This window comes from Actinomyces timonensis DSM 23838, from assembly GCF_000295095.1.
Lineage (GTDB): Bacteria > Actinomycetota > Actinomycetes > Actinomycetales > Actinomycetaceae > Actinomyces > Actinomyces timonensis.
In genome coordinates, this window is the sequence record NZ_JH806632.1 from 1,031,987 (window position 1) to 1,046,618 (window position 14,632).

At 70.5% G+C, this 14,632-nt stretch carries 11 protein-coding genes and 3 tRNA genes; 2 read left to right on the plus strand and 12 right to left on the minus strand.

From position 1 onward, the window contains the following. Nucleotides 1–60: 60 nt before the first annotated feature. Nucleotides 61–1,506, minus strand: a complete 1,446-nt coding sequence (locus A1QA_RS0104605) for a GuaB1 family IMP dehydrogenase-related protein (protein ID WP_017177753.1) — start codon at nucleotides 1,504–1,506, stop codon at nucleotides 61–63. Between the two features lie 178 nt (nucleotides 1,507–1,684). Here A1QA_RS0104605 and A1QA_RS0104615 point away from each other — a divergent pair, with 178 nt between their 5' ends. Further along, on the plus strand, nucleotides 1,685–3,709 hold the full coding sequence (locus A1QA_RS0104615) for an alpha/beta hydrolase (RefSeq protein ID WP_154652231.1): 2,025 nt from the start codon (nucleotides 1,685–1,687) through the stop codon (nucleotides 3,707–3,709). A gap of 211 nt (nucleotides 3,710–3,920) precedes the next feature. Here A1QA_RS0104615 and A1QA_RS0104620 read toward each other — a convergent pair. Next, a tRNA-Arg gene (locus A1QA_RS0104620) sits at nucleotides 3,921–3,996 on the minus strand. A gap of 313 nt (nucleotides 3,997–4,309) precedes the next feature. Here A1QA_RS0104620 and A1QA_RS13480 point away from each other — a divergent pair. Then, entirely contained in the window at nucleotides 4,310–5,758 is a 1,449-nt protein-coding gene (locus A1QA_RS13480; protein ID WP_017177756.1) for a GDSL-type esterase/lipase family protein, read from the plus strand. 67 nt (nucleotides 5,759–5,825) lie between these two features. On the opposite strand, the gene A1QA_RS0104630 is transcribed toward A1QA_RS13480, so the two are convergent. The 10 genes from A1QA_RS0104630 to serS form a co-directional block, all read right to left on the minus strand. Next, nucleotides 5,826–6,515 carry a LuxR C-terminal-related transcriptional regulator gene (locus A1QA_RS0104630; protein ID WP_026048689.1) on the minus strand — a complete coding sequence of 230 codons (690 nt, stop codon included), beginning with the start codon at nucleotides 6,513–6,515 and terminating at the stop codon, nucleotides 5,826–5,828. A 131-nt stretch (nucleotides 6,516–6,646) separates the two neighbouring features. Further along, nucleotides 6,647–7,192: a hypothetical protein gene (locus A1QA_RS14915; RefSeq protein WP_017177758.1), complete on the minus strand. Its 546-nt coding sequence runs from the start codon at nucleotides 7,190–7,192 to the stop codon at nucleotides 6,647–6,649. After that, a complete protein-coding gene (locus A1QA_RS0104640; protein ID WP_154652232.1) occupies nucleotides 7,173–7,769 on the minus strand; it encodes a hypothetical protein in 597 nt (198 codons plus the stop codon). Before A1QA_RS0104640 ends, A1QA_RS14915 begins: the two co-directional genes overlap by 20 nt. A 31-nt stretch (nucleotides 7,770–7,800) precedes the next feature. After that, nucleotides 7,801–8,346 carry a hypothetical protein gene (locus tag A1QA_RS0104645; protein WP_017177760.1) on the minus strand — a complete coding sequence of 182 codons (546 nt, stop codon included), beginning with the start codon at nucleotides 8,344–8,346 and terminating at the stop codon, nucleotides 7,801–7,803. Nucleotides 8,347–8,897: 551 nt separating this feature from the next. Then, a tRNA-Ser gene (locus tag A1QA_RS0104650) sits at nucleotides 8,898–8,987 on the minus strand. Nucleotides 8,988–9,071: 84 nt separating this feature from the next. Further along, nucleotides 9,072–9,157: transfer RNA gene (locus tag A1QA_RS0104655), tRNA-Ser, on the minus strand. Between the two features lie 41 nt (nucleotides 9,158–9,198). Continuing rightward, on the minus strand, nucleotides 9,199–10,554 hold the full coding sequence (locus A1QA_RS0104660) for an AGE family epimerase/isomerase (RefSeq protein ID WP_017177761.1): 1,356 nt from the start codon (nucleotides 10,552–10,554) through the stop codon (nucleotides 9,199–9,201). Nucleotides 10,555–10,664: 110 nt separating this feature from the next. Further along, nucleotides 10,665–12,188, minus strand: a complete 1,524-nt coding sequence (locus tag A1QA_RS0104665) for an ABC transporter substrate-binding protein (RefSeq protein ID WP_017177762.1) — start codon at nucleotides 12,186–12,188, stop codon at nucleotides 10,665–10,667. Then, nucleotides 12,188–13,354 carry an HAD family hydrolase gene (locus A1QA_RS13490; RefSeq protein ID WP_017177763.1) on the minus strand — a complete coding sequence of 389 codons (1,167 nt, stop codon included), beginning with the start codon at nucleotides 13,352–13,354 and terminating at the stop codon, nucleotides 12,188–12,190. Before A1QA_RS13490 ends, A1QA_RS0104665 begins: the two co-directional genes overlap by 1 nt. Then, nucleotides 13,351–14,628 (minus strand): serine--tRNA ligase, encoded by a 1,278-nt coding sequence (gene serS, locus A1QA_RS0104675; protein ID WP_017177764.1) that lies wholly within the window; start codon nucleotides 14,626–14,628, stop codon nucleotides 13,351–13,353. Before serS ends, A1QA_RS13490 begins: the two co-directional genes overlap by 4 nt. Nucleotides 14,629–14,632 lie beyond the last annotated feature (4 nt).

Genomic DNA, 14,632 nt, shown 5'->3' on the forward strand with positions numbered 1-14,632 from the left:
CTACCCCACCCCAGTATGAGTAACTGAGTTACTCAGAATATGGCGGCTTGACCTGCATATTCACCAGGAGACGGGGACGGGTGCGCCCTCGCGGTAGCCGGAGGCGGACTGCAGGCCGACGATCGCCCGCTCGCGGAACTCGGGGATGGAGTCGGCGCCGGCGTAGGTGAAGGAGGAGCGCACGCCGGAGATGATCTGGTCGATGAGGTCCTCGACGCCGGGGCGGGCCGGGTCGATGTACATGCGCCCGCCGCTGATGCCCTCCTCGAAAAGAGCCTTGCGGGCGCGGTCGAAGGCGTTCTCCCCCTCGGTGCGCCCGAGGACCGCGCGCATGGAGGCCATGCCGAAGGACTCCTTGTAGGCGCGCCCGTCGGCATCGATCTGGGCGTCCCCCGGGGACTCGTGGGTGCCGGCGAACCAGGAGCCGATCATGACGTTCGAGGCCCCGGCAGCGAGCGCGAGGGCGACGTCGCGGGGGTGACGCACGCCGCCGTCGGCCCACACGGAGGCGCCGAGCTCGTGGGCGGCGCTGGCGCACTCCAGAACGGCGGAGAACTGGGGGCGGCCCACACCGGTCTGCATGCGGGTGGTGCACATGGCGCCCGGGCCGACCCCGACCTTGATGATGGAGGCGCCGGCGGCGGCGAGGTCGCGCACGCCGGCCGCGGACACGACGTTCCCGGCGGCGATCGGCAGGCCCTCGGGCAGGGCGGCGCGCACGGCGGCGACGGCGTCGAGCATCCGGTCCTGGTGCCCGTGGGCGGTGTCGACGACGATGACGTCCACCCCGGCCTCGACGAGCTCGGTGGCCCGCCCGGCGGGGTCGCCGTTCATGCCGATGGCGGCGCCGATGCGCAGGCGGCCAGCGGCGTCGACGGCGGGGCGGTAGATGGTGGAGCGCACGGCCCCGGCGCGGGTGAGGACGCCGACGAGCCGGCCCTCGGCGTCGACGACGGGCGCCATGCGGCGGCGGGCGGCCTTGAGGCGGTCGAAGGCCTCGCGGGCGTCGATGCCCTCGGGCAGGGTGACGAGCTCGGTGGACATGACGGCGCGCACCTGGGTGAAGCGGTCGACGTCGGAGGCGTCGGAGAGGTCGACGATGCCCACGGGGCGATCGGTCTCCGGGTCGACGACGACGGCGGCGCCGTGCGAGCGCTTGGGGATGAGGCCCATGGCGTAGCCGCAGGTGTGGTGCGGTTTGACGGTGACGGGGGTGTCGTAGACGAGGTGGGAGGCCTTGACCTGGGAGACCGTGTCCATGACGACGTCGACGGGGATGTCCTGCGGGATGATCGTCAGCCCTCCGCGCCGGGCCACCGTCTCGGCCATGCGCTTGCCGGCCACGGCCGTCATATTGGCGACGACGAGCGGGATGGTCGTGCCGGTGCCGTCGTCGGTGGCCAGGTCGACGCCCATGCGCGAGCCGACGGAGGAGCGCGAGGGGACCATGAAGACGTCGTCGTAGGTCAGGTCGAAGGACGGGGTCAGCCCGTTGAGGAACTTCACCCCCGGAGCCTAGCCGAGTCGCGCGCGGCTGTGATCGTCGTCGCGGCAGGGACGGCCGTCATCCTGCGGTGAATCGGCGCCACATTCGTCCAGGAGCGCCAAACGTCGAGTTGGGAGCCCTTTACCCTCATACTTAAGGAGGATGCACAAAGTATGCGCCGGGATTGAGGCTGCGCCTATGGAATCCCCTGTCCGCGCACGTCACCGCATACTCCTCGCGACTCTCTCAGCGGCTTCCCTGTCCCTGGGGCTGGCCGCCTGCTTCCCCGGCAACCCGGGCGCGGCTGGCCCGGCAGCGCCAGCCGTTTCCTCGAGCGCCACGGCCTCGAGCGCTACGGCGCCGGGCAGCACGACGAGCGCCTCCCCCGCCGCGCCCAGCAGCGCCGTCGCGACGGCGGACCCCGCGACGAGCGCGCCCGCCAGCGCCGCGGTCACCCCTGCGACAAGCCTCCCGGCCAGCGCAGCAGCCAGCGCGACCGCCTCCGCGTCTGCTTCCGCCGAGCCGACCGCCTCCGCGGCGCCGTCGGCCACCGGCTCCCCCAGCGCATCGCCGTCGACCACCGCGAGCGCCACGCCCAGCGCCTCCCCCGCGGCACCGGACCTGAGCACGTTCCTGTCCCAGTCGGCGACCTGGGAGGACTGCGGCCTGGGCGATGCCAGCAAGTGCGCGACCATCACCGTCCCACTGGACTACTCGCAGCCCGGGGGCAAGACGATCACGCTCGCGCTGCGCAAGATGATCGCCGCTGATGGCAAGGGGGAGAAGGGCAGCCTCGTCGTCAACCCCGGCGGCCCGGGCGCCTCCGGACTCGACTACGTCCCGATCATCTCCGACTCCCTGTCACCGCTGGTCCGCAACGCCTACGACATCGTCGGCTTCGACCCGCGCGGCGTCGGGAAGTCCACGCCGTTGACCTGCTGGACCGCGGCCGACCTCGCCGCCGCCTCCAAACAGGCCGCCGAGCGGCAGGAGGCCGTCCCTGAGAACAAGGAGGCGGCCGTCCCGGACGAGGCCGCCCAGGAGGGCTCGGCCGCTGGCGGGGGCGACGCCCCGGACCTCGACGCGGCCGCCGGCGGCGCGGACGCGACCTCCACGGACCCGACGACGGCAGCCGAGGCCCAGGCCCAGGGCGCGAAGCTGGCCGACGCCTGCGCCCAGAACTCCCAGGTCCCCGAGCTCCTCGACCACATGGACTCGGCGACGGTCATCCAGGACATGGACATCATCCGCGCCGCCCTCGGTGACGAGAAGCTGAACTTCCTGGGCACCTCCTACGGCACCTACCTCGGCGCCACCTACATCCAGTCCTTCCCGGACCGCGCGGGCACGATGATCCTCGACTCCGCCCTCGACCCCTCGCTCACCCGCGCCCAGGTCCACTCCGAGGACATGGCCTCCGGGGAGAAGCGGGCACTGGAGTACATCACCGCCTGCCAGGCGGCCTCCGGCTGCCCCCTGACCGGCACCCCGGAGGAGGGCCGGGCGCAGCTGCTCACCTTCATCGAGGGCGCGGACGCCCAGCCCCTCACACTGGACAACACCACGACGACCTTCCGCTCGGCCGACGTCCGGTCGATGATCCTCTTCATCGCCAAGCACTCCGAGACCTACTGGTCCCAGTCGGTCCCCGGCTTGAAGGAGGCGATGAGCTCGCGCAATGCCACGAAGCTCTACAACACCTATCTCACCGCCGTGCAGGCCTCCAGCCGCAAGGGTGTCCAGGCGGGGCCGAGCCTGACGGCGGAGCAGCAGCTCGCCAAGCTGTGGAACACGACGTATGTCTCCTACGCGGTGCACTGCGCCGACTACCCTGACACGGGCGACGCGGCGAGCTGGGACGCCCAGGCGGCCAGCGCCAAGAAGGCGTCACCGCTGGCCTACAGCGGGCGGAAGGCCTACATGGACGCGATCTGCCACGGCTGGGGGCACTCCGCCTCCGCCCCGCAGCACCAGGGCTTCTCCGCGGCGACCACCGGCCCCGTCCTCGTCGTCGGCAACAAGAACGATCCGACGACGCCGTACGCCTGGTCCGAGTCCCTGGCCCGTGAGCTCACCGGCAGCCACCTGGTGAGCGTCGACGAGGCCATCCATGGGGCCCTCGGCAGGAACTCCTGCGCGACGAAGGCGATCAACGGGGCGCTCCTCGATGGCAGCCTGCCAGCCGAGGGGATGACCTGCCCAGCCGATCCCGCGGCGGGATAGTCCTGCTCGGGGCGTCATGCGCACCGCCGTTGGCGCCGCCAGATCGACTGATGCCATCCGCCCCTGGTGGCGCGCACTGCTCGCGCCGCCAGGGGCGGATGGCATCTGGCGCAGGCCGCACCGGCCGTGTGGAGGCGGCTGGTGGACGCGGGCCTCTCGGGCATTGAAAACACCCCGGCTCCGACTGTCGATTCAGCCGATGACGGGGTGTTGGTGCGCCAGAAGGGATTCGAACCCCCAACCTGCTGATCCGTAGTCAGCTGCTCTATCCGTTGAGCTACTGGCGCATGCCGTTTCCGACAGGCAGGACTCTACGCCGAGCCCCTGGGCTCACCAAATCGCCCGGCCGTGAGGCTGGGCACAAGCCCAGGTGGGACTCGCCCTCCCCTGTGGGCAAGGGGCCCTGCGCCACCTCCGGATGGCGGGAGCAACGGGGCCCTCTTGACCATCCGTGCCATCCTAAAGAACTATTGACCTGCGGCAACACGCCGACCTAGATTTCAGACGAATACCTCTCCCGGCTCACTGCGGGCGCGACGAAGCGCGCTGCGGCGCGCCGCGATCATCAGTCTTCAGCCCTCCCACCGGAAAGGACACCCCATGCGCCGCACCCGCCTCATGCCCGTCCTCGTCGCGATGCTCGTCGCCCTCTCGGGCGCCGTCGTCGTCCCGTTCACGAGCCCACCCGCGAGCGCGCAGGAGGCGGCCACCACCCTCGACGTCGCCCTGCTGGGAGACTCCTATTCCTCTGGCAACGGCGCGGGCGACTACTACGGCGACTCCTCGGCCTACCGCAGCCGCAACAGCTGGGCCCATCACTACGTCAACTGGCTCAATGGGCAGGGAGTGCACACCACCCTGACCAACCTCTCCCACAGCGGCGCCACCACGGGGAGCGTCCTAGCCGAGCAGGTGGCGGCCGTGCCCGAGGGCACCGACCTGGTCATGCTGACGATCGGGGGCAACGACGTCGGCTTCGCGGCGATCGTCCAGAAGTGCTTCGCCCTCGGGCTGCGCAGCGCCTCGGAGTGCCAGGAGGTGGTGGACAGCGCGAGCAACGGCATGGCGCAGGTCAAGGAGAGCACTCGGGCCATCCTGTCCGCGCTCGACGCCAAGCTGGCCGACGGCGCGCAGGTGATCCTCGTCGGCTACCCCTACCTGGCCACGGACGCCTCCTACACGCTGCGCAACTGGGGCAAGAGCTACGACGCCGGCAGTGGGGTTCGCGGCCTGACGGACCAGGCCACGGCCATGCAGTCGTCGCTCGTCCAGGAGTGGAACGCCGCTGCCCCGGGGCTGCAGGCGACCTTCGTCGATGGCACCGCCACCGCCTTCAGCGGGCACGAGCCCGACCCCTCGGTGTGGGCCCGCAATGACTACCGCTGGATCAACGAGTTCTTCGAGACAGAGGGGCGGCGGGCCGGCGACGGCACAACGACATCGACCTGGAGCCTCGACCCAGCGGTCTTCTACCACCCCAACATGATCGGCCACGAGCAGATCGGCGATCTCATCGCGAAGCAGGTGGGCATCCCCTCGGCAGCCAAGCCCGCGGGCGCCCGCAGGGCTCCCATCGCGCCAGCGCTGGCGGCCGCCGACGCCACACCCGAGACGCCCTTCGCCTGGATCCAGGGCCCCTATGTGGCCAGAGCGGGTGAGAAGCTGACGATCGACGCCTCCGCCTCCTATGCGACCGCTGGCCAGATCACCTCCTACGAGTGGGATTTCGACGGCGATGGCGTCTATGACGAGACCACGTCTACGCCGACGGTCGACCATGTTTTCGCCTCCGAGGCGGAGGGCTCCCTGGCGCTGCGGGTCACGCAGTCCAATGGCGGTAGCGCCGTGGCCACAACCGATCTCCTCGTCTCCGACGACGGCGACTCCACGCCCGCCGCGACGGACAACTGCCCCACCGTCGGCAATTGGGGGCAGACGGACTACGACGGCGACGGCCTGGGCGACGAGTGCGACCCTGCCCCGGGCTACCCCACCGCCGATAAGGACGGCGTCACCGTCGAGACCGCCGGGGGCAGCGACGGGAACTGATCTCGCAACGGCGCTACGGCGTGAATGGGAGCGAATGGAGCATTCTCCCATTCACGCCGTGGCGCGCTCAGGGCAGCGCGCCGGCGATGAGCTCGGTGCGCGAGGAGTACCCGAGTCGATGAAGCACATCAGAGACGTACACCCTGGTGGTGTTCTCCGTGATGCTGAGCGACCGCGCGATACGGCGATTCGATTGCCCACCGAGGAGGAGGCCATACACGGATCTTAGGTGTGGAGGAAGGGACGCTGGCTCATCATCGTCATGTGATTGGTGGGCCGATTCTGCGCCAACACTGGTCCGGAAGGCTTGGATGAGGAGGCGCATGGGCCGAGATGACACCACGGGCTCGCCCCGGCATGCTCGCCGCAGTGCGATGGCGATACTCCTGGGATACTCGTCCTTGGTGAGCACTCCTACGACATTCCCGCCCATCGCCGCCCATAGCGCCTCGTCCTCGTTGCCTCGTGTGAGCATCACGACGCTGGTTGTCGGGCATTCCTGGGCGAGGGCACCCACGAGACTACGCCAGGGGCAGGAGTCATTCTCATCAGCGTCGAGCATGATGACATCGGCCTCGACTAGAGCGTCGTGCGCGTCTTCTCTGCTCGACGCGTCGAGGACGTCCTGCGCCCGCACGGTCGATGCCGCCACTCCCATCGCCTCATCCGCGCGGAGCATTCTCAGAAGACGAGAATGATCCGCTGGATTGGCAGTCACGATCAGCGCGCGAATAGGATCGAGTTGCGGCCGCGGCATAAGGCCCTCCTCTCACAGGTGACCCATGCACCGTACATGACAGACACGCCGGGCGAAAGGCGCATACCGAGCGTTCCCCAGACCAGAGCCAGCAATACGAGTCTGAATCGCCTGGAATTGGCGCCATTCCTTCAGTGCGCGTCCGGCAGGTCGATGGGGGTGAAGATCCCGTTCTTGACCCCGGTTCGGAACAGGTCCTGCTCCGAGATCTGGGGCGGCCGACGGCGACGTTGGAGTTCTTCGTGCGTGAGCCGCCTGTCCCACGGTCGTGCGAGGAGGATCCAGGGCAGGTAGGTGAGCGCAACGAGGAGGGCGAGCACGGCGGGTCCCATGCTGCCGGGATGAACGACCATGCCCGCCGCGAGGCCCGCGATGGGCGGGCATAGCAGCGTGAGCGCCGTGGCGGCGCGGCCCTTGTAGGTGTTCGTGCGGCGGATTCGCATGAAGATGCGCATACCGGCCACGTCAAGGGTCTCGCGCGCCGCCACGGCGATCAGCGAAAGGCCGAGCACGGAGGTCACACCCATCCCGAGGTCGGCGCACCAATCGGCGACACCCGTGAGAAGGCTGAGGAGGAGCCAGACGGGAAGCGCCACGAGGGCGCGCCCGGCGATGACGTCGCGCAGCGGGATGGCTGGCGACCATTGCCGAGGCTCGTCAGTGGTCGCCTCGCTCACGCGTCTCCTCCTCCAACTCATCCTCGTCAGGTGGTAGAGGAGGGAGGTTGATCCGCCCGTCCCTGATCTCCTCGGCGAAGACCTCCCGGGTCATCACCCGAACAGCGCGGGATCGCCGTTTCATCTCCGCGTAGTTCAGGGTGGTGTCCCAGGGCTTCTCGAGTCGGAGCGTCAGGAGCGCGTAGGAGACCCACACGGTCGCCGTGAGGAGCCAGAAGTGCTCCGGCATGACGACGAGCGATGCGACGGCCCCGGCGATGATCGGCCATATGAAGGAGCAGATCGCCGCAGGGCCTCCTTTGAAGTCCTGAGAGCGCCGGATCCGCATGATGACGCGCATGCATGTGGCGTCCAGTGCCTCGCGAATGATGGCAGCGGTCAATGCGAAAGCGAAGGCCGAGTCGCTCGTCATGCCCAGATCAGCAATCTTGGAAACGATCGCGACGATCGCCCACAGCACGAGGCCCTCTAGCACTGCCAGGAACGCCCTGCCCGAGATGACCGCGGACAGCGGTATCTCGGGCCTCCACCGCGCACCGGAACTAGTCACCCCAGATTCAGCAGTCTCATCTTTCACATTCCGCACCCCCAGACCATCCGATAACGCTTCATCCGAAGCAGGCATTAATCACGCTGTCGAGCCCAAGGATACCAGCGAGAATAGTTGCGGCCTCCTCGCCAACCTCAGCTTGCGCCGCACCGATTTGGATAGCGTACAAAATGCCTTCCACCCCACCATAGAGGGCGCGGGCCTTGCGGATCCAGCTAATAACCTTGGCCACGGGAATACCATACTCGAGGATGACTCCAGCGACCGACATCACACAATTGAAGCCGAAGCCGTACTGGATGGCGCCATCCTTCTGGATGTTCTGGCCCCTATCAACCACCTTGAGCCCGTCCAACTCCTTGTGGAGCCTTGTCGAGTAGTCGGTGGTGGTTCCCGGATCGGCGTTCTTCAGGTCCTCAGGCAGGGCCTCGAGGGACTTGACGATGTTGTCGAACTGGGTATCGGGGTCGGCCGGCGCCGTGTTGACGGGCGGCGCCGCGTTCTCGGTCTTGGCGAAGGCGCTCGGGGCGATCACGGCAGCGGTGCCCGCTGATGCCACGATCAGGGCCGTCTTCAGAGCGCTCCTGCGATCCATCGTCTGCATTGTTCACTCCTATCCATGGAGCGCCAGTACTTCTTTGTTCCTGGTTTGTTCCTGGCGGTCGCCATCCAGGCTATGCAGCCCCGGCGATCCCCAACAGTTGATCTTCGTCAGTATCAAAGCAGGTCAGGCGCAGTTCAAGGAACGATCGGGGCCCGTGGACCCGGGCTCTCACCCGGGCCCACGGGCCCTTCGTTCGCGAGGCCGCTCAACTCCCCCGGTTCCCATGACAAGGGAGGAGCTGGCCTCCTTCGCCGGAGCGCCTGGAGCAGGCTCCCTAAGACCTGCACCAGTCTCGGCCCGGATCGATCAACGGGTTCCCCAACCCTCCCGATCCGTTCCGCCCGGCGGTGATGACTATGTAACCCTGTGGACCTGGGAGCACACCCCTGACTTCACTGTGAAGCGCCTGGGAAATCCTGCGGGGCGGGCGCTGGGGCAGGGAGCGGCAGGCGCTGGCCTCGCCGTCGTGCTCGTTGCCCTGCCCGCTCGTCCGCCCCTCGCAACCCACCCCGAGCACGACAAAGCCCCGGGAGGGTGATCCCGGGGCTGCCTGGCGGAGACGGGGGGATTCGAACCCCCGAGGGGCTTCCACCCCAACCTCCTTAGCAGGGAGGCGCACTAGGCCACTATGCGACGTCTCCAGACGCGAAGCGCGCTGCGAGACTACCCCAGGGCACCCCGGCCCCGCAAAGCGGGGCGCGAGGCCTGAGCAGCCGCAGCCGCCGCGGAGGAAGAGGGATTCGAACCCCCGGTGCGCGAGGCGCACAGCGGTTTTCAAGACCGCCACATTCGGCCGCTCTGTCATTCCTCCATGGCCCGACGTCGCCACCGGGCAGACCCGACCCTACCGCATCAGCCCCGGCCGAAGAGCCCCCGCCTGCGAGCCCCCTTCCCGTTCTCCTGGACTGGCGCGGCCGAGGAGGGGTGGTCGAGGCGGCCCTCGGCGATGGCCTGGGCCATCGAGGGCCCCACCGGCAGGCGGGACATGAGCGTGGCCTGGAGGGCGTGGTAGATGTCCGGATGGCCGTTCCAGGTCCGCGTGGACGGGGCGTTGGAGGCGTCGAGCTCGTGCCACCACACGCCGGGCGAGGCGATGAGGAACTCCTCCGCGTAGTCCAGCCAGGAGCGGTAGCAGTGCTCGTAGAGCTCCACCTCGATCTCGCGGCGGCCGTCGTCGAGCAGGGCCTGGCGGATCGCGGCGGCCGCGGAGATGCCCTCGCACACCACCCAGTGCATGCGCTCGTGGACGATGGGCTTGCCGTCGAAGCCCGTGGTGTAGACGAAGCCGGGCCCGCCGTCGACCCTCCAGGCATCCGTGCGGGCGCGGTCGAAGAGCAACTCAGCCGCGTCGAGCATCCAGTCGGGCACGAGCAGGCCCCGTCCCACGAGCGCGGCGCGCGCCTGGACGGTCAGGCGCGACCATTCCAGGCCGTGCCCGGGTGTGACGCCGTAGGGGCGGAACGGGTGGGCGGGGGCGTCCTCGTTGTAGTCCAGGCGCGGGTGCCAGCCGGTGTCGTAGTGCTCCGGGAGGCGCCAGTCGTGGTCGCGCGCGTGGACGTTGACGGCGAAGTCGATGATCTGGATGGCGCGCTCCAGCCAGACGGCGTCCCCGGTGACGTCGGCTGTGGCCAGGAAGGCCTCGACGGTGTGCATGGCGGCGTTGAGGCCCCGGTAGTCCTCCGGGTCGCTCCAGTCGGCGGCGTAGGACTCGATCGGCATGCCGTAGGACTCGTCCCACCAGTGCATCTCGACGACGCGGCAGGCCTCGGCGAGCAGCTCCTGGGCGCCGGGCCGGTTGGCGGCCGTCGCGGCGGCGGCGGCGAGCATGACGAAGGCGTGCTGGTAGCACTCCTTGCGCGCCGCCTCCTTGGTGGGGACGCCGTGGCCCTCGGCGTCCAGCTCGTGACCGACGGCGGAGTGCCAGCCCCCGTGCTCATGATCGCGCAGCACATGGGTCAGGGCCCGCACGCCGTGATCCGCGTAGCGGCGGCAGCCGGGGATCCCCAGGAGCGTGCCCAGGGAGAAGGCGAAGGTCATGCGGCCAGTGATCCACAGCTCGACGGGATGGGAGGTGTCGACGACGCCGTCGGGCCCGATCCATCCGAAGCCGGCGGGAACCCGCGCCGCCCGCCCGTAGCGCAGGAGCGCGTGCGTCTCCTCGGCGAGCCAGCGGTTGTGCTCCGGCGCGCCGAACCATCCCAGTCCCATGAGTCCTCCTCGACCCAGTGCCAATGGGGGCTCGCGGACGCGGAGGAGCGCCATCGCCGCCCATGTCTGATGCAGCGCAGGCTACCAGTGAGCGGGGTCACCCGCTGGACTCAGCTGGTGGGCCAGGCCTTCTCCGCCTGGGCGAGCGCGGCCTTGGAGTCCAGGGTGCCGGCGGCCCACGAGGCCAGGGCCGCCCACAGCGCGTGCGTGCCGACCTCGGGGGGCATCTTGTCGGAGGCGTCCATGCGGATGAGGGTCTGGCGCGACTGGAGCATCTCGGTGGCCCGCTTCCCCACGGGCGAGCCGATGGAGGAGGCGTCCACCCGTTGGTTGGCGGTGGCCACCCCGCCGAGCGCGGCCCTCGCCTGCGCCCATTCGGCGCTCGTCATGTACTCGGCCAGTGCCTTCGCGCCGGGGCTGTCGGAGAAGGAGACGAGGTAGTCGCCGCCGACGAGGACGGGGGTGTCGTCATCCGAGGCGGCCGGCACGAGGAAGGCGTCGAAGTCGGCGCCGCCGTCGGGAAGCACGGTCTCGAAGGAGCTCGAGGCATGGACCATGTAGCAGCGGCCCTCTGCCAGGGCGGTGGCGGCGGCCTCCATGGTCATCGAGGAGGCGCCCGCCCGGCCCCCGAGCGCATGGCCGTCGGCGAGCACGAGGGAGGCCACCGAGTCCAGGCCGCGCACGGCGGTAGGGTCGTTGAGCGGGACCTTGTGCGACGCCCAGGCGTCGTAGGCGCCCGGGCCCTGGGTGGCCAGGATCGCGTCCTCCAGCCAGTCGGTGACCGTCCACCCGCTCGTGGGGCCGTCGGCCACCGGCAGGCACCAGGGGACCGGGTGCTCGGCGCTGGCGCCGGGGCTCGCGCTCGGGGAGGCCTGCGCGGTGGCCTGGGACGCGGCGGCGCTCGCGCTCGCCGTCGGGCTGGCCGTGGCCCCCGCCCCCGCGGCGCTGGCAGAGGCCATCGTCTTCGTGAGGGACTCCAGCTCGGCCCAGGTGGTGGGCACCTTGTACCCCGCCTTGGAGAAGGCCGACGGCAAGTACCAGATGAAGGATTTCACGGCGGCCATGAGGGGCGCGGCGTAGAGCGTGCCGCTGTAGGTCCCTGCCTCGCCCCAGGCGCGCTCCCAGCCGAGTTCCACATTCGCCCCGACCTGGTTGGACAGGGCCACCAGCTGGCCATCGGACACGAGCTCGGAGACGATCCCGGCCTGGGGAATGATCGCCAGGTCCCCGTGGCGCCCGGCGCGCAGGTCCTCCTCGAGCGTGTCGGAGCCGGTGTGGACGACGCTGATGCCGGTGCAGGTCGTGAAGGCCTCCAGGGACGCCTCCAGGCGCTGGCCCTCGACGCCGGTCAGCGGCGAGGTGAGCGTGAGCGAGGTACCGCGCAGGGCCGGGTCCACGTCGCAGCCAGGGGTGCCGCTGGCCTGCGCCGAGCCGCCTCCCTTGGGCGCGCAGCCAGCCAGGCCGATACCGGCCAGGGCGAGCGCCGTCGCCGCCCCCAGGGCCCGGCGCGAGGGGCGGGGAGGGATCGGGCCGCCGCTGCCGGCAGCGGCCGCGGCAGCGCCGGGAGCGCCCCCCGCGGTTGCGGCGCTCCGGGCGCCCTGGGCGGGGTAGGGACGGCGGATGATGGGGCTCATCAGGGCTCTTCTCTCTCAGCGGCCCGCGGGGATCGAGTGGTCAGGAGGTCGACGAGGGCGTCGAGGACAGCGGCGCATCCATCGTGCCAGACGGATTCGGTGATGATGTCGGCGGCCGCCTTGACGGATTCGGGGGCGGAGCCCATGGCGACGCCCAGGCCGGCCCAGCGGAGCATCTCGATGTCATTGGTGCCGTCCCCCACGGCCACCACCTGGGAGGCGTCGGTGCCGAGGCGCTCGGCCAGGCCCGCGAGCGCCGTCGCCTTCGAGACGCCCTCGGGGGCGACGTCGAGCCAGGAGGTCCAGCCGATCGAGTACTCCTCGACGGTCGAGGAGCCCGTGGTGCGCACGAGATCGCTGAACTCCTCCAGGCTCATCGCCGGGGCGCGCAGCACCACGCGGTTGACGGGCCGCGAGACGATCTCCTCGTGGCTGACGACACGCTGGTCCTCGATGAGCTCGCCTTCGGGGAAGAGGCGGGTGACGAGGAAGCCCTCATCGGGGACCTCGACGGCGAAGATCCCCTCCGGGATGGCCTCGCGCAGCGTGGCGATGACGTGGGTGGGGTCGAAGGTCACCGAGTCGACGACCTCGTGGCCGCGCTCCAGGGCGGGGTCCAGGCGCAGGGTGAGGGCGCCGTTGGCGCAGACCATCCAGCCGTGGCGGACCCCGATGTGGTGGGCCACCGGCAGGGAGGCGAACACGCTGCGCCCCGTGGAGACGACGATCTGGGCGCCGGCCGCGTCCAAGCGGGACAGGGCGGCGTGGACGCGGTCGGAGACGCGCCCGTCGCGGTCGAGGATGGTGCCGTCGACGTCGAGGGCGACGATGAGGCCGGGCCCGAGCGAGGGGCGGAACGCTGCCGGGCCCGCCGAACCCGCAGGACCAGTCGGGCCTGCTGGCTCCGCGGCGTCGAGCATCGGGGCGATGGCCTCGGCTCGGTTGGCGACGAGCAGGGCGTAGGCGTCGTCGTCCAGGGGGCGGGCCCCGGCGGGCCCCGGGTAGTGGGTGGCTCCCCCGAGGCTGAGGGCCGGGGCGGAGTCGGGGTCGAGGTCAGTCAGCGGCGCGCCCGAGGGGCGCACGTCATCGGCGGCCCCCCACTGCTCGCCCGGGCCGGGCGCCTCTGCCTCCCCCGCCTCGGGGCGGCGCGACCGGTCCAGGCTCATCGCTCGACGGGCTCGATGACCTCGAGGCCGCCCATGTAGGGGCGCAGGCCCTCGGGGACGACGACGGCGCCGTCGGCGCGCTGCTGGTTCTCCAGGATCGCCACCATCCAGCGGGTGGTGGCCAGCGTGCCGTTGAGCGTCGCCACCGGCGCGGTGCCCCCCTCGCGGCGCTCGCGGATGCCCAGGCGGCGGGCCTGGAAAGTGGTGCAGTTGGAGGTGGAGGTGACTTCCATCCAGCGCTCCTGGGTGGGCAGCCAGGCCTCGCAGTCGAACTTGCGGGCGGCCGAGGTGCCCAGGTCCCCGGCGGCGGTGTCGATGACCCGGTAGGGCAGGCCGACCAGCGCCAGCATCTCCTCCTCCATGGCGAGGAGGCGGGCGTGCTCGGCCTCGGCGTCCTCGGGGCGGCAGTAGGAGAACATCTCCGCTTTGTTGAACTGGTGGACGCGGATGATCCCGCGGGTGTCCTTGCCGGCGGCGCCGGCCTCGCGGCGGTAGCAGGTGGACCAGCCGAGGTAGCGCTTGGGGCCGGCGGCGAGGTCGAGGATCTCGTCGGTGTGGTAGCCGGCCAGGGCCACCTCGGAGGTGCCGGTGAGGTAGAGGTCGTCAGCCGGGAGGTAGTAGATCTCGTCGCTGTGGGCGCCGAGGAACCCGGTGCCGCCCATGACGGCGGGGGACACGAGGGTCGGCGTCGTCATGGGGGTGAAGCCGTGACGGGTGGCCAGGTCCAGGGCGGCGGTCATGAGCGCGAGCTCCAGGCGCATGCCGGCGCCCTTGAGGTAGTAGAAGCGGGCGCCGGAGACCTTCGCGCCGCGGCGCGTGTCGATGATGTCCAGGCCCTCGCCCAGGGCCAGGTGGTCGGCGGGGGTGAGGCCCTCGGCGCCGAAGTCGCGCGGCTCGCCGCCCTCATGGCGCAGGACGACGTAGTCCTCCTCGCCCCCGGTGGGGGCGCCGGCGATGAGGTTGGGGAACTGGCGGGCGAGATCGTCGAGCTCGGTGGCGGCGTCGTTCGCGGCGGCCTCGGCGGCCTTGACGCGCTCGGCGAGCTCCTTGGCGCTGGCCAGGGCGGCGTCGCGCTCGGCGCCCGGGGAGGCCTTGCCGATCGACTTGGACACGCTCTTCTGCTCGGCCCGCAGGGCCTCGAAGGCGCCCAGGAGGGAGCGGCGGGACTCGTCGGCGGCGATGATGCGGTCGACGAGGTCGACGTCGCCGCCGCGGGCGCGCTGGCTGGCGCGGTACGGCTCGGGGTTCTCACGGAGCTCGCGCAGATCGATCATGGGG